The sequence below is a fragment of the Bradyrhizobium guangdongense genome (assembly GCF_004114975.1).
Lineage (GTDB): Bacteria > Pseudomonadota > Alphaproteobacteria > Rhizobiales > Xanthobacteraceae > Bradyrhizobium > Bradyrhizobium guangdongense.
In genome coordinates, this window is sequence record NZ_CP030051.1 from 4019076 (window position 1) to 4042942 (window position 23867).

The 23867-nt window shown below is 62.4% G+C and carries 28 protein-coding genes; 14 read left to right on the top strand and 14 right to left on the bottom strand.

All coding sequences use genetic code 11. The features are described from left to right. Positions 1–17: 17 nt before the first annotated feature. The 9 genes from X265_RS19215 to X265_RS19255 form a co-directional block, all read right to left on the bottom strand. A complete protein-coding gene (locus tag X265_RS19215; protein WP_128966228.1) occupies positions 18–995 on the bottom strand; it encodes a TRAP transporter substrate-binding protein in 978 nt (325 codons plus the stop codon). Between the two features lie 32 nt (positions 996–1027). Further along, positions 1028–2341: a TRAP transporter large permease gene (locus tag X265_RS19220; protein ID WP_128966229.1), complete on the bottom strand. Its 1314-nt coding sequence runs from the start codon at positions 2339–2341 to the stop codon at positions 1028–1030. 2 nt (positions 2342–2343) lie between these two features. Beyond that, complete coding sequence (locus X265_RS19225) at positions 2344–2940, bottom strand: TRAP transporter small permease (protein ID WP_128966230.1); 597 nt, start codon at positions 2938–2940, stop codon at positions 2344–2346. A gap of 148 nt (positions 2941–3088) precedes the next feature. Further along, positions 3089–3886, bottom strand: coding sequence for an MBL fold metallo-hydrolase (locus X265_RS19230; protein ID WP_128966231.1), 798 nt, complete (start codon positions 3884–3886; stop codon positions 3089–3091). Positions 3887–3899: 13 nt separating this feature from the next. Further along, positions 3900–4676, bottom strand: coding sequence for a TatD family hydrolase (locus tag X265_RS19235; RefSeq protein WP_128966232.1), 777 nt, complete (start codon positions 4674–4676; stop codon positions 3900–3902). Positions 4677–4688: 12 nt separating this feature from the next. Continuing rightward, positions 4689–6644, bottom strand: a complete 1956-nt coding sequence (metG, locus tag X265_RS19240) for a methionine--tRNA ligase (RefSeq protein ID WP_128966233.1) — start codon at positions 6642–6644, stop codon at positions 4689–4691. Positions 6645–6749: 105 nt separating this feature from the next. Next, complete coding sequence (locus tag X265_RS19245) at positions 6750–7796, bottom strand: DNA polymerase III subunit delta' (RefSeq protein WP_128966234.1); 1047 nt, start codon at positions 7794–7796, stop codon at positions 6750–6752. After that, on the bottom strand, positions 7793–8479 hold the full coding sequence (gene tmk / locus X265_RS19250) for a dTMP kinase (RefSeq protein ID WP_128966235.1): 687 nt from the start codon (positions 8477–8479) through the stop codon (positions 7793–7795). Before tmk ends, X265_RS19245 begins: the two co-directional genes overlap by 4 nt. A gap of 2 nt (positions 8480–8481) precedes the next feature. Continuing rightward, positions 8482–9744 carry a D-alanyl-D-alanine carboxypeptidase family protein gene (locus X265_RS19255; RefSeq protein WP_164938685.1) on the bottom strand — a complete coding sequence of 421 codons (1263 nt, stop codon included), beginning with the start codon at positions 9742–9744 and terminating at the stop codon, positions 8482–8484. Between the two features lie 151 nt (positions 9745–9895). On the opposite strand from X265_RS19255, the gene X265_RS19260 reads away from it, so the two are divergent. Then, complete coding sequence (locus X265_RS19260) at positions 9896–10867, top strand: alpha/beta fold hydrolase (protein WP_128966237.1); 972 nt, start codon at positions 9896–9898, stop codon at positions 10865–10867. An 8-nt stretch (positions 10868–10875) separates the two neighbouring features. Here the strand turns inward: X265_RS19260 and X265_RS19265 are convergent, their stop codons facing one another. The 3 genes from X265_RS19265 to X265_RS19280 form a co-directional block, all read right to left on the bottom strand. Further along, positions 10876–11802 carry a septal ring lytic transglycosylase RlpA family protein gene (locus tag X265_RS19265; RefSeq protein ID WP_128966238.1) on the bottom strand — a complete coding sequence of 309 codons (927 nt, stop codon included), beginning with the start codon at positions 11800–11802 and terminating at the stop codon, positions 10876–10878. Positions 11803–12497: 695 nt separating this feature from the next. Continuing rightward, positions 12498–12785, bottom strand: coding sequence for a hypothetical protein (locus X265_RS19275; protein ID WP_128966239.1), 288 nt, complete (start codon positions 12783–12785; stop codon positions 12498–12500). Positions 12786–12845: 60 nt separating this feature from the next. After that, entirely contained in the window at positions 12846–13175 is a 330-nt protein-coding gene (locus tag X265_RS19280) for a DUF1476 domain-containing protein (protein ID WP_164938686.1), read from the bottom strand. Between the two features lie 239 nt (positions 13176–13414). Between X265_RS19280 and X265_RS19285 the strand changes: the two genes are divergently transcribed. Continuing rightward, entirely contained in the window at positions 13415–13642 is a 228-nt protein-coding gene (locus X265_RS19285) for a hypothetical protein (RefSeq protein WP_128966241.1), read from the top strand. Positions 13643–13663: 21 nt separating this feature from the next. Here X265_RS19285 and X265_RS19290 read toward each other — a convergent pair whose 3' ends face one another. Next, positions 13664–13855, bottom strand: a complete 192-nt coding sequence (locus X265_RS19290; protein WP_092290343.1) for a hypothetical protein — start codon at positions 13853–13855, stop codon at positions 13664–13666. A gap of 192 nt (positions 13856–14047) precedes the next feature. Beyond that, positions 14048–15319, bottom strand: coding sequence for a hypothetical protein (locus X265_RS19295; RefSeq protein ID WP_128966242.1), 1272 nt, complete (start codon positions 15317–15319; stop codon positions 14048–14050). A gap of 704 nt (positions 15320–16023) precedes the next feature. Between X265_RS19295 and X265_RS19300 the strand changes: the two genes are divergently transcribed. From X265_RS19300 to X265_RS19355, 12 genes are all read left to right on the top strand, one after another. Then, a complete protein-coding gene (locus tag X265_RS19300; protein ID WP_128966243.1) occupies positions 16024–17298 on the top strand; it encodes a tyrosine-type recombinase/integrase in 1275 nt (424 codons plus the stop codon). Continuing rightward, a complete protein-coding gene (locus tag X265_RS19305; protein ID WP_128966244.1) occupies positions 17295–17831 on the top strand; it encodes an alpha/beta hydrolase in 537 nt (178 codons plus the stop codon). Before X265_RS19300 ends, X265_RS19305 begins: the two co-directional genes overlap by 4 nt. A 98-nt stretch (positions 17832–17929) precedes the next feature. Beyond that, a complete protein-coding gene (locus X265_RS19310) occupies positions 17930–18127 on the top strand; it encodes an AlpA family transcriptional regulator (protein WP_128966245.1) in 198 nt (65 codons plus the stop codon). 3 nt (positions 18128–18130) lie between these two features. Beyond that, the gene (locus X265_RS19315; protein ID WP_128966246.1) at positions 18131–18448 is read left to right on the top strand and encodes a hypothetical protein; all 318 of its coding nucleotides are present in this window, start codon (positions 18131–18133) and stop codon (positions 18446–18448) included. Beyond that, positions 18445–18759 carry a TSCPD domain-containing protein gene (locus X265_RS19320; protein WP_128966247.1) on the top strand — a complete coding sequence of 105 codons (315 nt, stop codon included), beginning with the start codon at positions 18445–18447 and terminating at the stop codon, positions 18757–18759. The genes X265_RS19315 and X265_RS19320 overlap by 4 nt, the downstream gene beginning before the upstream one ends. A gap of 14 nt (positions 18760–18773) precedes the next feature. Next, positions 18774–18983, top strand: coding sequence for a hypothetical protein (locus X265_RS19325; protein WP_244659338.1), 210 nt, complete (start codon positions 18774–18776; stop codon positions 18981–18983). Continuing rightward, on the top strand, positions 18980–19993 hold the full coding sequence (locus tag X265_RS19330) for an AAA family ATPase (protein WP_128966249.1): 1014 nt from the start codon (positions 18980–18982) through the stop codon (positions 19991–19993). Before X265_RS19325 ends, X265_RS19330 begins: the two co-directional genes overlap by 4 nt. Positions 19994–20475: 482 nt before the next feature. Then, complete coding sequence (locus X265_RS19335; RefSeq protein ID WP_128966250.1) at positions 20476–21087, top strand: hypothetical protein; 612 nt, start codon at positions 20476–20478, stop codon at positions 21085–21087. Next, positions 21077–22411 carry a DNA-packaging protein gene (locus tag X265_RS19340; protein WP_128966251.1) on the top strand — a complete coding sequence of 445 codons (1335 nt, stop codon included), beginning with the start codon at positions 21077–21079 and terminating at the stop codon, positions 22409–22411. The genes X265_RS19335 and X265_RS19340 overlap by 11 nt, the downstream gene beginning before the upstream one ends. A 19-nt stretch (positions 22412–22430) precedes the next feature. Beyond that, positions 22431–22697 (top strand): hypothetical protein, encoded by a 267-nt coding sequence (locus tag X265_RS19345; protein ID WP_128966252.1) that lies wholly within the window; start codon positions 22431–22433, stop codon positions 22695–22697. Between the two features lie 2 nt (positions 22698–22699). Continuing rightward, on the top strand, positions 22700–23305 hold the full coding sequence (locus tag X265_RS19350) for a hypothetical protein (protein WP_128966253.1): 606 nt from the start codon (positions 22700–22702) through the stop codon (positions 23303–23305). A 10-nt stretch (positions 23306–23315) separates the two neighbouring features. Then, positions 23316–23741, top strand: a complete 426-nt coding sequence (locus X265_RS19355) for a hypothetical protein (protein WP_128966254.1) — start codon at positions 23316–23318, stop codon at positions 23739–23741. The last annotated feature ends 126 nt before the right edge of the window (positions 23742–23867 follow it).

Below are 23867 nucleotides of genomic sequence, written 5' to 3' on the forward strand. Positions count from 1 at the left end.
GAAGATCTCGTTCGCCGTCACATCTTCTTGTAGGCGTCGATGACGGCCTGGCCGTCCGCGCCGGCCTTCTTGAGCCAGTCGGCCGTGAGCTGCTCACCGATCTTCTCGAAACCGGCCTTCAGCGCCGGGCTTGGCGGCTCAACCGTCATGCCCTTGGCCTTGAGCTGCTCGATGTACCAATTGGCCTTGTCTTCCCAGGCCTTCCAGCCGCGCGTTTCCGCGGTAGCCGCGGCCTTGAGGACGGCCTCCTGGGTCGGCTTGTCGAGAGCCTCGAATGCCGCCTTGTTGACGAAGGTGTAGTCCTTCGGGATCCAGGCTTGCACATCGTAGAAATACTTGAGCGACTCCCAGGCCTTGGAATCGTAGCCCGTGCCGCCGGACGACATGAAGGAATTCACGACGCCCGTTGCGAGCGCTTGCGGAAGCTCTGCGGCCTGGATCGTGACGGCCTGGGCGCCGACCAACTCGCCGATACGCGCGGTGCCGACGTTATAGGCACGCCACTTCAGGCCCTTCATGTCCTCGATCGAGGCAAGCGGCTTGTTGGCGTACACGCCCTGCGGCGCCCACGGCACCGCGAACAGGAGCTTCAGGCCTTGCGCGTCCAGCTTCTTGGCGATCAGCGGCTTCGACGCCTGGTACAGCTTCATCGCCTGAGGGAAGCTCGTCGCAAGGAACGGCACGACGTCGATCCCGAACACAGGGTCTTCGTTCTCATGGATCGAGAGCAACAATTCGCCCATTTGCGCCTGCCCCGTCACGACCGCACGCTTGATGTCCGGGGCCTTGAACAGCGAGGCGTTCGGATGAACTGTGATGAGCAGCTTTCCGGAGGTCGCAGCTTCGACGTCCTTGGCGAAAGCGACCAGGTTTTCCGAGTGCGGATTGTCGATTGGATATGCCGCCGGCAGATTCCATTTGGTCTGGGCCATGACGGGCGGCGCGGCCAGCAACGCACCAGCGATTAGACCTGAGAGCAACAAGCGAGACGTCATCGAACTTCTCCTCACGGTAAAACGCAAAACCCTCAGTCGGGGAACGCGAGCTTGGGCAGAAACAGCACGATTTGCGGATATTCGGTGATGATGAACACGGCAGCCAGCAGCAGCACGAAGAACGGGAACGCGGCCCGCGCGACGGTCAGGGTGTCGCGGCCGCTCATGTTCTGCAGCACGAACAGGTTGAAGCCGACCGGCGGAGTGATCTGCGCCATCTCGACATGGATGATGAGGTAGACGCCGAACCAGACCAGATCGAGCCCGGCCTGCTTGACCATCGGCAGCACGATGACGGCCGTCAACACGATCATCGAGATGCCGTCGATCAGGCAACCGAGGATGATGTACATGATGCTCAGATACAGCGCGAGCATGCCCGGCGTGAGCTGTTGCCCCTGGACCCAGGTGGCGAGGGCCGCCGGAATGCCGGTATAGGCCATCGCGGCCGTGGTGTACGCGGCCCCCGCGAGAATGAGCATGATCATGCAGGTCAGACGCGTCGCGCTCATGACGCTCTCGACGAAGTTCTTGCGCGTGAGCGTTCCGCTCCACCATGCCAGCAGCAGCGCGCCGGCGACGCCCCACGCCGCGCATTCGGTCGCGGTCGCAAAGCCAAGCACGAGTGAGAGGAAGACCGCGAGGATCAGCAGCAGGCACGGCACGAGCTTGGCCGATTCCTTCAGCTTCTGCCGGAACGGCATGGGAGGATCGCGCGGCGGAATCTTCTTCGGGTTGAGCAGCGACCAGATGATGATGTAACCGGAGTAAAGCACCATCACGAGCGCACCCGGCAGGAAGCCGCCCAGGAACACCTGCAGGACCGAGACGTTGGCCGTGACCGCATAGACGACCATCGGGATCGACGGCGGGATCAGCAAGCCGAGCGTTCCGGAGCCAGCCAGAGAGCCGAGGCTGAGGCCCTTGTCGTAGCCGCGTCCGTCGAGCTCGGGGAGCGCGATCTTGCCGATCGTCGCGCAGGTCGCAGCCGAGGAGCCCGACACGGCCGCAAAGATGCCGCAGCCGATGACGTTCACATGCGTCAGCCGCCCCGGCAGCCATTGCACCCAGGGCGACAAGCCGCGGAACATCTCTTCCGATAACTTCGTCCTGAACAGGATTTCTCCCATCCAGATAAACAGCGGCAATGCGGCCAGCGTCCAGGACGAGCTCGCGCTCCAGGTGGTGGTGGCCAGCACGGAGCCGAGTGGCAGGCTCGTGGTCAGCGCCATCGCCACGAAACCGACCAGCCCAAGCGATACGGCGATCCAGACCCCGCTCCCCAGCAGCAGGATCATCACGCCGAGCAGGATGAACGAGAGTTCGATCATACCGAGATTGGCCATGATCAACCCCCGCCGCCCTGCGATATTCGCTCGATGAATTCGTCCGGCGTTTCGTCGGGCGAGCCCTGCTCGTAGCTTGGCCGGCCGCCACGCAGCACATTGACCATCTCGTCAATCACCGCGATCGACAGGATCGCGAGGCCACCGGCAAAGCCGATTTGGGGAATCCAGAGAGGAACGGCGACGACGCCCTGGGCCACGTCGTTGAAGCGCCAGGAATCGTAAGCCATCTGCGCGGCATACCGGGTAAAATAGAGAATGAAGACGGTGGCGATTCCGAGTGCGATAATCTCGGCGGCCTGCCGGGTCCGGCCGTGCAGACGCTCCAGCAGGAGTCCGACCCGGATCATCTCACCGCGCTTGAAGGTGTGAGCGAGGCCGAGAAACGCCATCGCGGCCATGCACCAGGACGCGAAATCGTCGCCGGCGGGGATGTTGATGGCAAATTGCCTGCCGACCGACATGACCATCATGATCGCGAAGATCGCGACCATGAAAATGCCGGCTGCGTAGCCTGCGCCGAGATAGAGAAGGTCAAGGGCGCGCCGCAGCAGCCCCGGTGCCTCGATGTCCTCATGCTCCGCCAATGCGGCCCCCAATCCTCACGCGTCCCGTCTTCAGCGCGTTACCGGTTCCGGCTGATTATCGCCGCCGTCCCCCGCCTGTCTTTCAGACGTTAGACCAACACGATCAGCGCCTTGCAGGCAAGGAACATGCCGGTCTGCTCCGGATTTTCCCCAACCGGGCTTACACCGTCTCCAGCCGCAATCCGTCATAGGCGGGCACCACGCCCGCCGGCAGTGTCTGCCGGATCACCTCGTAATCGACGTCGGCCGTCATGTTGGTGATGACGGCGCGCTTCGGCTTGAAACGCTCGATCCAGGACAGCGCATCGTTAATGCTGAAGTGACTAGGGTGGCCGGTATAGCGCAGGCCGTCGACGATCCAGAGATCGAGATTTTCCAAGGCGCCCCAGCTCTCGCGCGGGATGTCGTTGAGGTCGGGCGTGTAGGCGGCGTTGCCGATGCGGTAGCCGAGCGCGGGAATGTTGCCGTGCTGGACCAGGAAAGCCGTCATCGTCACCGCGCCCCCCTTCCCCAGAATGGCCTGGGTTTCGCCCGCCTCGATCGAATGCCGGGTGAGGATCGGCGGATAGTCGCTGCCCTCCGGCGAGATGAAGCAATAGGAGAACCGCGCCATGATGTCCTTGGCGGTCGACTGATTGAAGTAGGTCGGAATGCGCTTGCGCATGTGCAGGACGACGGAGCGCAGATCGTCCATGCCGTGGGTCTGGTCGGCATGCTCATGGGTCAGGAACACCGCGTCGATATGATCGACATTGGCATCAATGAGCTGCTCGCGCAGGTCGGGCGAGGTGTCGATCACGATACGCGTGGTGCCGTGGCTCGAAGTCTTTTCGACCAGCAGCGAGCAGCGGCGACGCCGGTTCTTGGGATTGTTGGGATCGCAGGCACCCCAGCCGAGCGCCGGGCGCGGCACGCCGGCGGAGGAGCCGCAACCCAGGATCGTCAGCGTCAGCATCATGCGGCTCAGAACCTCAGGCTTTTACCTTGGAGAACAAACGGAAGAAGTTTTCGCTGGTCTGGCGCGAAATCTCCTCGAGCGAAACGCCGCGTGTTTCAGCGAGCACCTTGGCGACCTCGACCACATAGGCCGGCTCGTTGCGCTTGCCTCGAAACTTGCCCGGCGCAAGATAGGGCGAGTCCGTTTCAACCAGGATACGATCGGACGGCAATTCGGCCGCCAGCGCGCGCAAGCTATCCGACTTCTTGAAGGTCAGGATGCCCGTGAAGCCGATGTAAAGCCCGAGCGACACCGCCTTCAGCGCCAGCTCGCGCCCGCCGGTGTAACAATGCAGCACCGCGCGGAACGATCCCTTCTCCGCCTCCTCTTCGAGAATGCGGGCGCAATCCCCGTCGGCCTCGCGGGTATGGATCACCAGCGGTAGGCCGGTTGCGCGCGCGGCGGCGATGTGGGCCCGAAAGCCCCTCGCCTGCGCTTCCGGCGAGCCGTTGTCGTAGAAATAGTCGAGCCCGGCTTCGCCGAGCGCGACCACCTTGGAGTGCTGCGTCAGCGCGATCAGCTCGTCCGGCGTGATGCCGTCTTCCTCGTCCGCATGGTGCGGATGGGTGCCGACCGAGCAATAGACGTCGTCGTAGCGCTCGGCGATCGCCAGAAGCTGATCGAGCTTTCGTACGCGCGTCGAGATCGTGACCATGCGGCCGATGCCAGCTGCGCGGGCACGTGAGACGATGCCGTCGAGATCTTCCGCGAAATCGGGAAAATCCAGATGGCAGTGACTATCGACCAGCATCGTGCGCGTGTCCTACGCCGCCGGCTCGACGTAACGTGGGAACGCCGGCGTCGGCGCGGGCAGCGTCGAGCCGGGCGCGATGCGCCTATCTCCGCCCAGCACGGCAAAGTTGCGCTCGCCTTCGGGGATGCCGAGGCTGTCGAGCAGCTTGCCGCAGGCAACCGGCATCGCCGGCTGCGCCAGGATCGCGATCTGGCGCACGACTTCGGCAGTGACATAGAGCACCGTCTTCTGCCTGACAGGATCGGTCTTGGCCAGAGCCCATGGCGCCTCGCCCGCGAAATAGCGGTTGGCCTCCGCGACCACGGCCCACACGGCATTGAGCCAGTGATGGATCTGCTGGGTCGACATGGCCTCGCGCGAGGTCGCGATCATGCCGTCGGCCATCGCCAGGATGGCCTTGTCGTTGTCGCTGAACGCGCCCGGCTCCGGCAGCACGCCGCCGAGCTGCTTGGCGATCATCGACAACGAGCGCTGCGCGAGATTGCCGAGGTCGTTGGCAAGATCGGCATTGATGCGCGCGACAATGGCTTCATGGTTGTAGTTGCCGTCCTGGCCGTAGGAGACCTCGCGCAGGAAGAAATAGCGCATCTGGTCGACGCCGTATTGGTCGGCGAGATTGAAGGGGTCGACGACGTTACCGACCGACTTCGACATCTTCTCGCCCCTGTTGAACAGGAAGCCATGGGCATAGATCCGCTTGGGCAATGCGATGCCAGCCGACAACAGGAACGCAGGCCAGTACACGGCGTGGAAGCGGATGATGTCCTTGCCGATGATATGCACATCGGCCGGCCAGTAACGCCAGTTCTTGTCGCTCTCGTCAGGAAAGCCGACCCCGGTGATGTAATTGGTCAGGGCGTCAACCCAAACATACATCACATGCTCCTCGTCGCCGGGCACCTTGACGCCCCAGTCGAATGTCGTGCGCGAGATCGAGAGATCGCGCAGACCGCCCTTGACGAAGCTCACCACCTCGTTGCGGCGCGAGTCCGGGCCGATGAAATCCGGATTGTCCGTGTACAGCTTCAGCAGCTTGTCCTGGTAAGCGGACAGGCGGAAGAAATAGCTCTTCTCCTCGACCCACTCGACCGGCGTGCCCTGCGGTCCCAGCCGTACGCCGTCGTCGTTCAGACGCGTCTCGTCCTCTGCGTAATAGGCCTCGTCACGCACCGAGTACCAGCCGGAATAACTGTCGAGATAGATGTCGCCATTCGCCTCCATGCGCCGCCAGATCTCCTGGCTCGATCGATGGTGCTGTTCCTCGGTCGTGCGAATGAACCGGTCGAAGGAGACGTTCAGACGCTCGTCCATCTCCTTGAAGCGGCCGGCGTTGCGGGTTGCCAGCGCAGACGGGGTCAGGCTTTCGTTCTGCGCCGTCTGAACCATCTTCTGGCCGTGCTCGTCGGTGCCGGTGAGAAAGAACACGTCCTTGCCGTCGAGCCGCGCGAACCGCGCCAGCACGTCGGCCGAGATCGCCTCATAAGCATGCCCGATATGCGGGGCGCCATTGGGATAGGCAATAGCAGTAGAGATGTAGAAGACGTTGTCGCGGGCGGACGCAGCCGGTTTCGGGGCCGTCACGGGCTTCGGCGCAGGCGGCGTCTTGGCCTTCGCGACCTTGGGCTTCACGACTTTCGACGGAGCGACCGCGGGAGGTGGTGCAGACACCCTCGCCTTCTTGGCCGTCGTTTTCGCCGGTGCCTTCGCGGATTTTTTGACGGCCTTCTTGGCCGCTGTCTTCTTGGTGACCGCCTGCTTCTTCGCCGCCTTCTTCGTCGGCTTCGCGGCGCTCGTCTTCACGCCCTTCTTGGCGGCAGCCTTCTTGCTCTTCTTGACCTTGTTGACCTTCTTGGCCGCTTTGGACACGCGCGCCTTTACGGCCCTCTTAGCGGTCTTCTTGGTGGACTTCTTCGCAGCCTTCTTGCCGCTCTTGCCCTTGACGGTCTTCTTAGCTCGTGTTGCCACGACGAATTCCTTTACCGGCTTCCCGAAATCTGGAAACGAATTTGCGTTTGGTCATTGTTCGAGCATGATTTCTTGGAAAGCCGCTCCGCACTCTTCCGTCATGCTCTAGCGCGTTGCGTCCGCCAGCCAGCCGAACACCGAGAAAACCAAGGGCTTTCGCTCCAGATTGTAGGTTTCGGTGTCGCGCGCGGCGCGGACGATCTTTTCCCATACCTCGCTCAAGCGCGCAAGGCGCGGCAGGTTCTGGTTGGCATTGGCCTCGTCCGCGTGCAGGCGTTCCGCAATCCAGCGATCGATGCCGTCGACGAAGGCTGCAAGCGCGACGCGATCGCTGCTGCCGAGCGAATCGCCAAGCGTGTGCAATTCGCGCGGATCGACCTCCGGCAGTCGAGCCAGCAGCGCCGCGGTGCGCTGCTGGAGTTTGAGCGCATCGCCGCCGAGCAGGGTCAGCGCGCGTGCGACACTGCCCTCGGAGGCATCGGCCGCCTCGCGCAGCGCCTGATCTGATGGAGCAAGGCCTGCAGCCGCCGCGGCCGCGCCAATCACCTCATCGGTCGTCAGCGACCGCAGGCGCAGCTTGCGGCAACGCGACTGAATCGTGGCGAGGACGCGTGCGGGCGCGTGGCTCACCAGCAGAAACAGTGACCGCTGCGGCGGCTCCTCTAGGATCTTCAGCAGCGCATTTGCCGCATTCGGATTGAGCTCGTCGACGGTGTCGACGATGCAAACGCGCCAGCCTTCCGCTGCGGCCGTCGAGCCGAAGAACGCGATGGTCTCGCGCGTCTCGTCCACGGTGATCACCGTGCGCATCACGCCGCGATCGTTGGCGGTGCGCTCGAGCGTCAGCAGACCGCCATGGGAGCCCGCGGCGACCTGTCGCGCTACTGCATCATCAGGGTCGAGCGCGAGATCTCTGGCATCCTGCACGACAGGTGATAGCGGTTGGCCGTGGGCGAGCACGAACCGCGCCGCCCGATAGGCCAGCGTCGCCTTGCCGATGCCTTGCGGGCCGCCGATCAGCCAGGCATGCGGGATGCGCCCGCTGCGATAGGCAGTCAGCAGCGCGCTTTCGGCCTCGCGATGGCCGAACAGAAGGCTGGTCTCGCGCGGATGCGGTATGGCGCTCTCGCGCTCGGTCCGGCGAGGGCTCATACGGACACCACCGATGCTGGCGTCGGCAGGAGGCGCTCACGGAGTGCAGTCCAGACGCGGCCGGCGACCGTATCAGGATCCGAATTGGCATCGATCAGCACGCAGCGTGCCGGATCGTCCGTGGCGATTTTGCGATACGCCTCGCGCAGGCCCTGATGGAAGCTGAGCTTCTCGCTTTCGAACCGGTCAGGCGTGCCGCTGCCGCGCCGTGCCGCCGCGCGCGCCAGACCGATCTCCACGGGCAGATCGAGGATGATGGTGAGATCAGGCTTGAGATCGCCGATCGTGACCCGCTGCATGGCGTTGATCAACCCGACAGGGACGCTGCCGAGGCTGCCCTGGTAGGCGCGTGTCGAGTCGGCGAAACGGTCGCACAGCACCCAAATGCCCTGATTGAGCGCGGGCGCGATCCTGGTGCGGACATGGTCGTCGCGAGCGGCCGCAAACAGCAGCGTCTCGGCCTCGGGGCCGAGCAGCTTGCCCATCCCCGACAGCACCAGATGGCGCATGATCTCGGCGCCCGGCGAGCCGCCCGGCTCGCGGGTGACGATCGTACGGAGCCTGGCCGCATTGAGCCGATCGGCGAGCTTCTTGATCTGGGTCGACTTGCCCGTCCCCTCGCCGCCTTCAAAGGTGATGAAACGCCCGCGCCCGGACGACCGCTGTCCCTTGCTCTCACTCATGATCAGAGCTTCTCGGCACCTGCGCGGAACATGCCGATCACGAGTTCGCTGGCGCCGTCGATCGCGCGGCGCACGGTCGAGCCGGTGCCGATCGCTTCGGCTGTATAGACCGGCGTCTCCACAGCGATGGCCCCGCTGCGCCAGACCCTGACCACACCGACCTTCTGCCCTGCTTCAATCGGAGCGCGCACCGGACCGCTATAGACGATACGTGCGATCAGCTTGTCGCTGCCGTTCTTGTGCACCATCACCTTCACAGGCTCTTTCGCAACGAGCTTCACGGAGCGGCTATCGCCGCCGAACACCTTGGCATAGCCGACCGGCTGGTCAGCCGCGATCAGCGTGCGGCTCTCGAAATTGCGAAACCCCCATTCCAGCATCTTCTTGGCTTCGGTGGCCCGATCCTCGGAGTCTTCCAGGCCGTTGACAACAACGATCAATCGCGTGCCGTTCTGCACGGCCGAGCCGACCATGCCGTAACCGCCCTCCTTGGTGTAGCCGGTTTTCAGCCCGTCAGCGCCTTCCATCGAATTGAGCAGCGGATTGCGGTTCGGCTGCCGGATCTTGTTCCAGGTAAATTCCTTCTCGCCGAACAGTTTGTAGAATTCGGGGAAGTCCAGGATGATGTGACGGGCGAGCATGCCGAGTTCGCGCACCGTCATCTTGTTGCCGGGATCAGGCAAGCCGTTGGAATTGGCGAAGGTCGACTTGGTCATGCCGAGTTCGCGGGCGCGCTTGGTCATGAAGTCGGAAGCAAAGATCCGCTCGTTGCCGGCGATGCCTTCGGCGAGCGCGATGCAGGCATCATTACCGCTCTGGATGATGGCACCATGCAGCAGGTCGTCGACCGAAACCTTGCTGTTGATGGCCGCAAACATGGTCGAGGTGCCCGAGGGGGCCCCGCCCTTGCGCCAGGCGTTCTCGCTGATCCGGTATTCGTCGGTCAGCTTGACGTCGCCCTTCTTGATCGCATTGAACACCACCTCCGCCGTCATCAGCTTCATCATGCTGGAGGGCGCACGCAGCTCGTCGGCGTTCTTCTCGAACAGCACGCTGCCGCTGGAGGCCTCGATCAGGATCGCGGTGGGAGCATCGCCGTCGAAACCGACATCCTCGGTCTTCTTGGCGCCCTGGACGCTCTGGTTGGCGGCGTAGAGTCCTCCGCCCCAGCTCAGACTCGCCACAAGCGCTGCCGCGATCATCCCGCGCACCAGTACCCCGGCTGTAAACCCGGTATAACGGAGCGAGATGAGACGAAATGCCATGGCGAAGCCCTGAGAGCTGCGTTCTAACAGTCGGAACCGGTGCGAACAATACGAGTAGGCGCTTGCCACGGAGATTGCACGATTCGCGGCGCGTCTCTATCGTGGCACCTCATGTTTTTCGACTAAACCTCTGAAACAAGGCGGAAAAGCGATGTCCACCACCCGGGTGATCAAGGCCAATGGAATCGACCTGTTCATCCGCGAGGCGGGTCAAGGGCCGCTGTTGGTGCTGTGCCATGGCTGGCCGGAATTGTCCTATTCCTGGCGGCACCAGATCCCGGCGCTCGCGGCTGCCGGATTTCACGTCGTCGCGCCGGACATGCGCGGCTACGGCCAGAGCGCGGCGCCCCCTGACGCGGCGGCCTATTCGATCTTCGACCTTGTCGGCGACGTCGTCGGCCTGGTCCAGGCGCTCGGCGCGACCAAGGCGATGGTGGTCGGCCACGATTGGGGGGCGCCGGTCGCCTGGCACGCCGCGCTATTCCGACCTGACATTTTCACGGCCGTCGCGGGCCTGAGCGTGCCACCGCCGTTCCGCGGGCGCGGCAGGCCGCTTGAGCTGCTCCGCCAAGGCGGCATCACCAATTTCTACTGGCAGTACTTTCAGACGCCTGGCATCGCAGAGGCCGAGTTCGAGCATGACGTCGCCCGCACCATGCGCATCGTGCTTGGCGGGCGCGGATTGGCCGATCCCACTGCCGCGATGTTCGTACAGGAGGGCAAGGGCTTTCTCGGTCACGCGACTGTCGAGGAGCCGCTACCGACGTGGCTGAGCGAGGACGACCTCGCTCATTTCATCGAGAGCTTCCGCGCGTCCGGATTCCGCGGCGGCCTGAATTGGTACCGCAACATCGATCGCAATTGGGAGCTGACCGCGCCCTGGCAAGATGCGCAAATCCACCAGCCCTCGCTCTTCATCGCCGGCGCGCAGGACGCCGTCATCACCGGCCTGATCGGCGCCAAGCGCGTCAACGAGCTGGAGCGCGTGCTGCCCAATCTCACGCGAAAGCTGATCATCGAGGGCGCCGGCCACTGGGTGCAGCAGGAACGGCCGGAGGATGTGAATATTGCGCTGCTCAGATTCCTGCGCGAGGCGGCTCCACAGCTGAGCGGCACTGCGTAGTCCGGGGATCAGTACAGACCGCGGCCAGTCAGGATGCTGCGCGCTTCGGCTGCGCCGTCGTCGGATCCGGCAGGAGAATTGCCGGCATAGCGGCCGTCCTCGTCATAGGACACCTGCCGGGCATTCTGCAGCGCCCGCCCCCGGCCGCGGCTTGAGGCCGACAGTTCCGAGGTTGCGTTGATCGAGGCGACGTCCGCCGAGGTATTACCGAGGCTGTAGGGCCGCCCCTCCGGCATCGGGACTTCGCCCCGGATGGCGCCACGGCTAGAGGACGGCAGCTCCGGCACGAAGGGCCTTGCCGAGGCGACCCGGACCATCGAAGGCGACGGGGCCGGAACGCCGGTGCGCAGGGTCGCCATCAACTGGCGGTCGTCGGAGCCTTCGAGCGGCGCCCGGCCGACATATTCGACCCGGACCTTCGCAACGCCATTGCCTTTGAATTCAAGTAGTTCGGCGGCTTTGTTCGAGACGTCGATGAGACGGTTGCCGTGATAGGGGCCACGATCATTGACGCGGACGATCAGCGACTTACCGTTGGAGAGGTTGGTCACGCGCGCATAGGACGGCATCGGCAGGGTCGGATGCGCCGCCGTCAGGGAGCCCATGTCGAACACTTCGCCATTGGCGGTCAGACGGCCGTGGAAATCGTCGCCGTACCAGGACGCCATACCCTCGGCCCGGTAGTTGACGTCCTCCTCCGGCACATAGGTCCGGCCTCCCACCACATAGGGCTTGCCGACGCGATAGGTGCCGCCGCCCTTGGGGACGGGATCGCCCCAGGCCACGACGCGCGGGCTCGACGACACGCCGTATTTGGGATCGACCCGGCTGGCGAACTTGTTGGAGGAAGCGCAATTGGCGAGCGCGAGGCAAGTGCCGACCACCGCAACGCTGCGCGCGGCCCGCACCACCGAATCTGACCGTCGGATCCCCATTCGCCCCAAATACCATTTCGCCGGAGACGGCCCCAATCCGCTTGGCTGCGGAGAGCATCGTCCGGTCCTCAAGCTCCGCGGCGGCCCACCACCGTCCCAGAGGTGGTAACGATAACGCAACCCGAACACGGCGGAAATGGGGAGCTCACAGCGTTCGCGCCGGGATGGTAAACAGGACGTCTAGCATTCTCCGTTGATCTACGGGGCGCGAGGGCCTCCGCACCGCCTCCTCTGTGCCAGTCCCGCACAAGCTGTTGCGCCAAAAGCTCACTCGACCCCTGATATCACGCGCTTCACCGGAATTCTTTTGACTGTGCAAGGTCGCCCGCGTCTTCTCGCGTGCAGGGGCGGGATTGGAATTTAACGATGATCGAGACGGTTTCGGCACTGATGGGTCTGGTAAGCGCGGGGATCTTCCTGGCCCATGCGTTTGAAGGCTACCGCACGAGGGCCTGACGGCACTCGCGCGGGCGACATTGCATCACCTCTTCAAGACGGCGCGTTCGGACAATTTTAATCAATCCGATCGAGCATCGAAGACGAGAGCAGCAGGTGTCCCATGCGCAAACATGACCTCGTATCCGATGGCTTTCTGGCTTTGACCGCTGGCGGTCTGGTCCTGCTCTGCTCGAGCCTCGTGGCCTTGGCCTTCGGCTGATCCATCGAACCCAAGAATGCCGCGGCGTGCGCGCCGCTCAGCGCAACCCCAGCGGCGATCTGCGATAGAGGCTGCCGCGCGCTTCACCGAGGCAAACGAAGCTGCCGTCGAAGCCTTGGGCATAGAGCTTCTGCCCCTTGCGGTAGTAGACGCCCTTCCTGAAATCCAGCCATACCACGACGTCGCCGGGGCAATGCCGCTGGGCCTGCGCCTCAAAGCGGAACGGCGTCAGCGGTGTCGCGGAGACCTTGCCGGCGCCGAGAACAATCGCTGCGCTCGCGAGCGCGAGCCTGCCAATCCATTTGCCAAAGCCGCCGCGCAGCACGGCCCGTCTCCCCTCAGCTCCCTGCGGTACGCCACGATAGCACGAAGATCGTACGCCGAACTAACCGGCCTGCCGCGATGCGGCCTCGAGCTGCGCCAGCGCCTGATGCAGGCACTCCTGGAGTTTCTGCGCGACCTGCTCGCGGGAAATCCCCTTGGCAGCGAGGTCGGCCGAGACCTTGTTCAGGGTCTCGTCCATCGTCTGGCTCGCCAGATTCTCCGTGACCAGCGCAGTCGCGTAAGCCGCCGCCGCGTCGCCCTCGAGTCCGAGCTGGCCGGCGGCCCACAGCCCGAGCAGCTTGTTCGACCGCGCCGCGGCCTTGAACATGAGCTCCTCCTCGTGGGCGAATTTGGCCTCAAAGCCCTGCTCGCGCTTGTCGAACGTGGTCATGGTCAGCTCCATTTGCGTTGTGCCGAGGGGATCCCGATGGGGAGTGAAATTCTCCGTGGTTCTCGTCAATTGAGGATCATTTGAAGCTTCCGACCGAAGGCAGGCGCCGTCAAGCCGCCGGTCGGACCGGGGCGGCGGCAGCGTCACGTTCGGACCAGCTCCAGCGCCTAAATGATATATTTACGATTCGTTAAGCAGACTCACGGCCGCATGATCCCGGGAAAATCGAGAGCCGATGCATGAACAGAGAGCTTCGGGAATTTCGACGGCTTGAGCGCGTGTGCCTGGAGCAGGCCGCGCTGTCGACCATGGACCTCGCGCGGTCGGGCCTGCTCAAGGTTGCCGATGATTGCCGCCTCGCGGCCGAAGCCATCGAGTCACAGCCGGTGCATCGCGGGGCCATCGGCCTCGCCGTCGAGGCCCTCAGGCTGGTGCTGACGGTCGCCCGCCCTCCCCGCCGGCACTGACGCCTGGCCGGGCAAGTCCGATCAGCCTTTCGCTGCAGCCGCCTCTCGCGCCAGCCGCTCGGCCTTCAGCCGCTCGCGATTGGCGTGAAATGCCTTCTGCGCCTCCTCATGGTCGCGCATGGCCTTCTCGGCCTCTATCCGGCGAGCCGCATCGCGGGCCTGGCGCTGTTCGGGAGTCAGGGGTTTGCGTCGGAAGGAAAGGTCTTCAGTCATGCCGAGGCAACGCGGCGGTGAGGAAAAGGTTCCACTTCGCCCAAATCCCGAAAACAACCCCATGCACAGTAGGTGGTGCACGTCGGAGCAAGGACTTACCGGCCCAACCGACCCGCCCCAGCAAAAACCCTTTGACGCGTCGGGCAAAACAGGAGCATAATGCTATTATTCCGAATTTTGAGGAACAAGGTTCTAGTCGAAATAAGTCGTATAGATCGGGTCGGTGCTCGCCTGGAATACGGAAAGCCCCTGCGGCATCGGCAGCGCCGCGTGTTGCGACAGGCTCAACAGCTGATCCTCAGCTTGTTTGATCGGCAAGAACTGCCATGGCGCGTCCACGCAGGCAAACATGCCCGACGATCGCTGCAGCAAGCGGAAACCCGATATCGTACCGTCGAAAAAGGTGGCTTGGTTGGCGTGGAATGGGCGCCATTTCTGGCGCTCGGAGTCGGTCCAGTCTGCCTGGACGATGGCACCGGAAGCTGAACCCGTCAGGTACCGGTTGGTCGCAGTGAAGCGCATGCGGAAGCAGCCGCACTGGTCGCCGGACAACCGCTCGAACGCCACACTCTGCCCGGCGTCCTTGCCGAATCCGACCGTCTCGCCCGGACCGGCCTGCAATCGATAATCGAGGGTCTCGTCATTCGCATCCGCGACGGCCACCCTCATCCAGCCAAGGTCGGTCGTGGTTGGCGTAACGTCGAAACGTCGAGCCGGAAGAGCTCGTGCTGCGCTCGCCGCCAGATCCTGCCACTCGGTTTGTGCTTCGGTGAGGCCCAGTTGGGCGATGAATTCCGGAGCGTATTCCACGTCCTGGCTCAAGGCGCGCGCGACACTGGCGGCATCGTCACCGAACGCCCTCCAGGCGCCTTCGACCTGCTCGAACACCGTGGTGGACTGAAGCATCGCCTGCTCCATCGGTCCCTGCGACTCGTAGGGGTCGACGTCCCAGATATTGTATTGTCGGTCGTATTGGACGATCCGCTGCACGATGACCTGAATCTGGGATGACAGCTGGTCGACGAGGACGGCGAGCGCCGCCCAGGTCTGCCTCTGCTCGCGAGCCTGCGAAACCAGGGCGTCGATGATCGAGACGGCTTGCTGCCGACTCTCGGGCTTGACGTCCGCGTTCGCGAGCAAGGCGCGCAGCGTTTGGCACGACGCCGAGGCGAGCGTGGAATAGCGCTGCAGGGCATTGATCGCTGCGATGGCCTGAGGCCGGACGGTGCCGAACCATCGTGCCGCCATCTGATGGGCGTCGGCACAGCAGCGTACCAGTGCCGCATCGGAGCCGCGTCCCGCAAGACGCATGTAGATGTTGACCCCCGACTGAGTGTCGGGAAGATCAAACAGCTTGAACATGATCCCGTCAGGTGCGCCGACATTGGCGAACGAGGCGACAAGTTCGGTGATGCGGGCCGGTCGCAGGCTTGAACCGGGTTGCTTGACGCCTACGTCACTCATCTCCAATCCTCCTGCTCAATCCGATCATGAAAGGGATCACGCCCCCGATCGGCTGCGGCCGCCGGGCCTTCGCTGGCCGGGTAGGCCACCTGATTTGCTGCTTCATCAGCCGGGCGTCCGGATGGGAACGACGTTTGCACCCTTTGCAGCGCTAACTGCGTATGCGGCCCAGGCCTCCATCAGCTCGCGACGCTTCGATAAGTCTTGCCAACGCCCCAAGGGCCACTCAGCAACACGGCATAATCGAAATCGCTGCCTTGATCGCAATAGTCCCTCCGCACACATTGAATCCGGGCGACACTACACAACTCATTCGCGCTTTTATGCTTCTTTCGCGGCGAGCCCTTTTTGACGATGGGCTTTGAGGGGTGCTGCACGTCCTTTGCCTGGTCACCGCCGCGACAGTTCGAATGTACCTGCCCCGTTCGGGCGAATCTTAAATTGCTAGACGCGTTTCAGAGGGCTGCTCTGGTTAGTCGACGCTGGTGAGTCAAAAGTTGAAAATGTTGAAATAAATGGATTTTTCGGCCTTGACTGGCGGAAGGGGTGGGATTCAAAACAGTCTCCGCAGACATCCGAAGATGTACAAAAAGGCCTTATTTTCTCGAAGAAATTGCAAATTCGTCGTCTAGACACATCCGAAATTGTCCTCTATGTTCCAGCGCTAGTTTGTACGTAGAATTGTACAAAGCCGGAGCATCACCGTGGCACGCGGCACAAATAAGCTCTCAGCGAAATTTATTGAACGCAAGGATCTGAAGCCCGGCCTCTACGGCGACGGCAACGGGCTCTATTTGCAAGTCAGCCCGTCCTACACAGAGGGAGATAAGCCGACCAAGAGCTGGGTCTTCCGATTCATGATCCGCGGCCGGGCTCGGAAGATGGGGCTCGGCGACATCGATCAAGTCAGCCTCAAGGACGCTCGCAAGCTGGCGCAGGCAAAGCGCCTGCTTGTTGTTGACGGCATCGACCCCATCGAGGACCGGAACGCCCGTAAGACCGCGCTGGTAGCCGAGCACGAGGCTCAGAAGGCCAAGGCAACAACCTTCCGCCAAATGGCTGAGTCCTACATCAAGGCCAACCAGGCCGGCTGGAAGAGCGCCAAACATGGTGCTCAATGGGTGGCGACGCTGGAGACCTACGCCTATCCTACGATCGGCAACCTGCCCGTTGCTCTGGTTGATAAGAACCACGTCTTGAAAATCCTGGAGCCGATCTGGACAACCAAGACCGAAACGGCCAGCCGCGTTCGCGGACGCATCGAGAAGGTGCTCGACCGCGCCAAAGCGATGGGCCTCCGCGACGGCGAGAACCCTGCTCGGTGGACCGGCCACCTAGACCAGCTATTGCCCCGCAAATCTCAGGTGTCCCCCGTGGAGCACTTCGCTGCCCTGCCCTACAAGCAATTGCCGGCGTTCATGGCGAAGCTTCGCAAGCGCGACGGCGTCAGCGCCCGCGCGCTTGAGTTCACCATTCTCAACGTCACGCGGACCGCCAACACGATCGGCGCCAAGTGGTCGCAGATCGACACCGAGGGAAAAACCTGGACGATTCCAGGCGAGCTGATGAAGGGCAAGAAGGGCAAGCGCCGGCCGGATCATGTAATCCCCCTGTCTGATCGCGCCGTCGAGATCCTCGAAAACCTTCCTCGTGAGAAGGTTTTCGTTTTCCCTGGCGCCAAGGAAGGCGCTGGCATCAGCAACATGGCGATGGCGGAAACCCTCAAGGAAATGAAGGTTGATGTGACCGTGCACGGCTTCCGCTCCACGTTCAAGGATTGGGCCTCTGAGCAGACATCCTACGCTAACGAGCTGACCGAAATGGCGATGGCTCACATTGTCAGCGACAAGACCGAGCGGGCTTATCGCCGGGGCGATCAGCGGGAGAAGCGCGTTCGTCTGATGCAGGACTGGGCGGACTACTGTGCGAGCGGCAGTTCCGTGCAGGATAACGTTGTGCCGATCAGGGTCCCGGCATGAGCAAAGAGATGATTGCCGAGATCGAGCGGTGGCGTGACAACCTGAGGGATGCCGCTAGCAGCACACTGAATGGCGGCGACGCCAGGACCGTCCGCGGTCTCTCGAAAATGCAGCGGCGCAATCCGCGCGATATTCCCGAGGCGGAACGGAGGATAATCGAGCGTGCGCGAAATCAGCTCTCCTCGCTCGACGAGTTGCTTAAGATCGCACAGTCGCTGCCGCACGATCATCAGCGTGAGCACATGCTGCACTCATTATGGACCGCGGTCGGCGCGACGTTCGTGATCGCCAACCGAGCGCACGTAAATCCCATCGAGCAGGAGATCGTGCACAAAAGAACGGAGAAATCTCGTCAAGTTAAGAAAGTAAAAACCCATGATCCGCAAGCGGAGCGCATTAAGGCCGCGATAGCGAAGGCAGAAGAGGAAGACAAGAACAAGCCCGCTTGGGGCAAAAAGACCCGGATCGAAAATTCTGTTTCGAAGAAACTGAATATCTCCAGCAGGACCGTCCGCAGCTATTTCGGAAAATAGCTCGGAAGCTCTGGATAGAAGGTGGCTCGATTGGCCGCCGGACATAAGCGAAACCTCTGCGAACGCCGAAATTGTTCGGTTCAACGCAGAGGACCAAAATGTCAAAGCGATTTCTCCGCCTGCCCCAGGTCATGGAGGCAACCGGCATGCGCCGCTCGGCCATCTATGCAGGTATGGAGCATGGCGACTTCCCCAAGTCATTCCAGATCGGTACTCGGGCAGTCGCTTGGGCCGAAGACGATATTGATGCTTGGAAGCGCGCGAAACTCGAGGCCGCCGGCAAGGAGTTTGCGTAACCCATGCCCTTCAAAATGCGAAACCCGGCGCTGGCGGGCACCGGGGATCGCGAGAAACTTGACCAACGGCGATCGGTCACTCGCGAAAATAGCCCCCACGAAGTTTGTCCGCAAGATGTAATTGCGCGCATCCCGAAAAGCCGTCGTGAAGAGATTTGGCTCGCGGTTCGCCTGTTTAATGGCGTCGCCAAGCTCGAAGTTCGAATCTATAAGCTCGACGGCGAGCGCAATTGGCGACCGACCGAGCGACAGTTCGCAATCCCGAAGTCTGCTCTGCTTCCGCTGAGGGACTCACTCCTCCTGGCGGAGGCCCATCTATGAGCCGAGAACACCTCCCCAACCGCCGCCAGAACCAAACTCTCGAATTCGAGCGCGACGGCATTGGCATTCGGCTGACACTTGGCTTCAGAGAGAACGGCGAAATCGGCGAACTCTTCTTGAACAGCGGACGGTCGGACTCGATGCTCGACGTGTTGCTGAGTGATGCCGCAATTATCGCATCACTTGCTCTGCAATTTGGCGTCCCCCTTCGGCAGATTGTGCACGCAATCAAGCGTGATCACCTCGGAGTCGCCTCCTCTCCTATCGGCGCTGCTCTTGACCGCATTTGCCCACCAGAGGTGCCGAAATGAGCAGGGCTCACTTGATGGTGTCGGATCCGAACGTCCGCACTCAGCTGCAGTTGGCCGGGCTGCGCTTCATGTGGAGTCGAGCTCGCTGGTTGGCGAGCGAGGCACATAGCATGGGCGTGGGACTGAAAAGCGGGCGGCTGACGTCCAGAGACGTCGACGCTCGGCTCGAGCAGATGGGCGCCCTCGATCTGGTGTACCCCGAACTGATGCGGGGTTACGAATGAATGTGGAAGAGCCGGAGTGTAAGCGCCCGTTCGTCCTGTACGCGGACCTAAACGCCACAGAGAGCAAGGGCTGGTTGGTTCACAAGATGCTCGGGTCCGGCGAGCTGAGTGCCTTCTACGGTCCTCCAGGATGCGGCAAGGGCGTTATCATCCAGGATATGGCTCTCCACATCGCTGCAGGCCACGAGTGGCACGGCCGACCCGTGACGCGGGGGGCTGTGGTCTACGTCGCGCTGGAGCGCAAAAAGCTGGTCGAGCGGCGCGCGATTGCGTTTCGCAATCGGTACGGATTTGAAGATCTTCCCTTCGCTGTCGTCGGCGGCGTCTATGATTTCCGATTGCCGGCCACTGCCAGGCATCTGGCCGACATCTGCCGTCAGGTGGAAGAATTCACGACGGAGCGCGTTGTGCTGGTCATAATCGACACGGTGTCCCGCGCCCTCGCCGGGGGAGATGAAAACAGTTCCAAGGACATAGGCGGCGTGATTACTACTGTTGCACGCCTCCAAGAGCTTACCGAAGCTGCCGTACTGCTGGTCCATCACATGCCTCATGAGGTAGAGCGCATGCGCGGCCACGGCGCCCTGCTCGGAGCCGTCGACACCACCGTCGCCGTTGCAAGATCTGGAGCGGTACGCACCGCGAAGGTCATCAAGAGCAATGATGGAGAAGAAGGCGAAGGCATAGCTTTCACAGTTGGGAGCGTACAAATCAGCCCCGACGGCACGACAGCAGCTATTGCTGTCCCGCAAGTCACAACGACCGTGGGACGCGCAACAAAGATCAGCGGCAACCCGCGGGAGCGGAGAGCCCTTCAGGCGTTGAGCGAAGCGGTGATCACCAACGGCCGGCCTGCTCCTCAGAGTTTCGGGCTGCCCGTGACCACGAACTGTGTGAGTCTGGATGAGTGGCGGCAAGAGCTACATCTCCGAGACATCATCGAAAGCACAGATAAAAACCCGCGAGCATCCTTCAAGCGCATAAAGAACGGCATGGCCGCGAAGGCATGATCGGGATCCGGGAAGACATGGTTTGGGCAGCGTAGGCCGTAGCATGCGTAGCACCCCTAAAGGGGTGTGCTACGCTACGCTACGTAGCCCCCGTAGCAATGCTACAGAATGCTACGCTTTGCTACAGGCTACAGAGGTGTCGGGGGACGGGACCACTGCCCTGCTCCCGCGACGCATCGGCGGGCCCATCGCGACCGGAGGGCTCGCCCGCGGGGACGGCACCCGCGCCGTCCAGCGCGCGGCGTGTGATGCCAGGATCGAGATGTTCTGCATCGCGCAGGCGGATACATCATCCGCCATGGCTACCGGATTTCCTTGGACAAAACGCATTCACGAACTAGTTACGCGCAAGCCTACGTACAAAAGAATGCTTGAGCGCAACGGTTTTTCGCGCTAGGTTCTGATCGTCGGCCATCGTGCCGGCGTGCCCATGGCGGTCGCTGACCGAGCGGGCTTCCAACGAATGTACTGGAAGCTGAACCATGGGCCGTCGTTCCCACAACTCACGCTGCAAGCTCTGCACTCATCCGGAACGCGCCCGGATCGAGATGACGCGCCTTGCTGGCGTCGGCCTTGATGCCATCGCGGCCCAGTTCGATGTGAGCAGGGACAGCATCTGGCGACACATGAAGGACCATGTGTCCGAGGACGACAAGGCCGCGTACCTGGCCGATATCCCGCTGCAAGAACTGCTGGCCAAGGCCGCCGATGAGGGCCTCAGCCTGCTGGATTTCTTCAAGATCGTGCGGGCCACGCTGATGAAGCAATTCCAGCTGGCCGCATCGGTCAACGATCGACGGGCTGTTGCGTCTCTGGCCGGCCGGCTGAACGAGGTCTTAGTCTCGATCGGAGGCGTAACCGGTGAGATGCTGAGGCTCGCGCCCTCCTCCATCACGAATAACACCGCCGTCTTCGTTAATTCCCCCGTCTTCGCAGACCTGCAGGCCATGCTCGTAAGCAAGCTGGCTGGCCATCCTGAGGCTCTGAGCCGCGTTGTGGAGGGGCTTCAGGAGCTGGAGGCGAAGACTGCACCCGTCCCAGGCGGCGCAATGTTGATCGACGCCAAGTCCCTGGAGGCAGCCCATGCAGCCTAGCTCGGTGTATGGGCAGCTTGCCGCGGCGCTCCAGGAAAGCTGGCGCATGAAAGCGCGCCCTGAGCAGCTGCCACCTAAGGATTGGACGGGCGATGGCCGAGCTACAGGCTGGCTGGCCCTCCCCGGCAGAGGTTGGGGCAAAACTTGGGTCGGTGCGAACGTCGTCAATGAGATGGCGAATACCGTGAGCCGAATTGCCTTGATCGGCGCGACCGCGAGCGACGTGCGTGACACGATGATCGAGGGCGAATCCGGTGTCCTGCGAACGGCACCGAACTGGTTCAGGCCGAGCTACGAGCCCTCAAAGAGGAAGCTTGAGTGGCCGAATGGCGCGACCGCCCTCGCCTTCAGCGCCGAAGAGTCAGAACGCCTCAGAGGACCGCAGTTTTCGTTCCTTTGGGGTGACGAGGCGTGCGCATGGGAAAACGCGCAGCAAACTTGGGATATGGCGCAATTTGGCTTGCGCATCGGATCGCGTCCTCGTTGGTTGATCACAAGCACACCGCGGCCAACCAAATTCCTGCGCGATCTGCTGGCTCGTGAAGGTCACGACGTTGTCGTCAGCCGCGGAAGCACATTCGCTAACGCGAAAAACCTCGCCCCGTCCTTCCTCGAGGCCATCGAAGCGAGGTATGGCGGCACGCGCCTTGGCCGGCAGGAGATCGAGGGCGAAGTTCTCACCGACACGCCTGGTGCGTTGTGGCAGATGGACTGGCTTGATCGTGACAGGGTGTCCCGAGCACCTGAGCTTAGGCGCATCGTGGTCGCAATTGATCCAGCTATCTCAACGAACGAGGGTTCGGACGAGACTGGCATCATCGTGGTTGGTATCGGTGGCGACCGTCATGGCTACGTCCTTGAGGACCTCTCAGGCCGTTATCAACCGCACGAGTGGGCGACCATCGCAGTTGCTGCCTACAGCCGGCACAAAGCTGACCGCATCGTCGGTGAGAAGAATCAAGGCGGCGATATGGTCCAGTCGACCATACGCATGGTGGATCCAAACGTCAGCTTCAAGCCTGTGCACGCAAGCAAGGGCAAGTTCGTCCGAGCCGAACCGGTGAGCGCTCTATATGAGCAGCGGAAGGTGCACCACGTCGGCTCGTTCCCGCAGCTCGAAGATCAGCTCTGCACCTTCACGTCGGACTTCGACCGCGGCCGGTCCGGCTACTCGCCCGACCGGCTCGATGCGTTGGTTTGGGGATTGTCCGAACTGATGGTCACGAGCCCGCCTCCGATGACTTTCGCGCCGCCAATAGTCTTCACCAGGCCGCGCGATCCGTTTGCCGCCCCGCACCTTGCGGGCGGCCCCGAGTACAACTGAATCTTTAAGGAAAAACCCAATGGCAACATTCGCAACAAACCTCACGACCCCGGCGAACGCGATCGTCAGCGCCCTCGCAACCGCATCGAGCAACGCCCAGACGCTGGCAACCAACATCGCGCAGGGTCTTCCCGGAACTACTCTTGTCGGTCTAGCCAGCAAGAACTTGTCGCAGCTTTTCGATCAGCGTGTGGCACTCGCCAACGCCATGCAAGACTTGGCCCGCGCTCAGCAGGAATTCGTGACGATCGCAAGCAACATCGCGGCGCTCGGGACGCTGGATTGATCATGAACGCGATCGAAAAACAGCAGCAAGTTGCTCGGGACCTTCGCGAAAAGCTCCATGAGGCGGAGAAGCGTCAGACCGAACTCGTGGCCGAGCGCGACAAAATCTCCTATCTGGCATTGACCGGCGATGCCCCAGCCCGGAAGCGCCTGTCCGTCGTGAATGCCGAGCTCTCCGGCCTTACCGGTGAACTCGCCAGCATCGAGGCTGCGCTGGTCGAAGCCGCAAAGCGGGAGAAGGCCGCTGAAGAGGCGCAGTTCGCCAAGCGCCGAAGCGATGATGCGCTCGCGGCGGAAGTGCTGCTGTCCGAAGCTGAGGCGTTCGCCTCGGCGCTGGACGATGCGTTGAAAACGGTACGTCAGACCGCGAGCGAGCTCGAAGCCAAGCTCAACCAGATCAGACGTTCGATTGGGGCTGGTCCGACGGCGGATAGCATCAGAACAAACCTACGCCGCGCGCTGGTATCGGCTGCGATGGGCGGCCCGATGCATATCGTTCATCTCGCTCCCGGCGAGCGCGTGACGCTGGCCGAGCTTGCCGCGCCGTGGGCGCGCTCCATCCGCAACCGCATTCAGGCTTTAACGGGAAACGCGGCGAACGCCGCCTGAGGACAACAGCATGCACGCACTTCATGAAGACAAGGCTGGCCGCGAGATCATCGAGCTCGCCAAGGCGATCAACGCCGGCACCAGCGGAAATCACAGATCAAAAAGCGAATGGTACAAAGTGATAAAGAGCCTTGCTGAACGCCAGCGGCAGACCGACGAGACCCCTGAACAGGCATTCACCAGGTTCGTCACCGCGAGCGAAGATGGCAAGGCGTTGTTCAAGGCCATGCGCAGCGCAGGAGGTCCGGACTGGGATCCTCCGGCGCCGAAGCTGATGGTGATCAAGTCCGACTCCGCATACGCCGAGCTGCGGCGCATTGCCGAGCGGATTCAGAAGGATGAGCCAGCACTGACGCGCGAGCAGGCATTTGTAAAAGCGTACAACAGCAATCCGGATCTCGCTCAACGCGCCAAGTCGGAGCGGTCAGTCGCGTGAGCCGGGCCCTGGAGCGATTCCGAGAGCTGGTCCGGGAGCAGCGTGCTGCGTTACCACGGAAAGAGCGGAACGCGAGCTCCGTTTACGAGGTCGCGTCACTACGGCAGGTAATGGAGCAGACCCGAT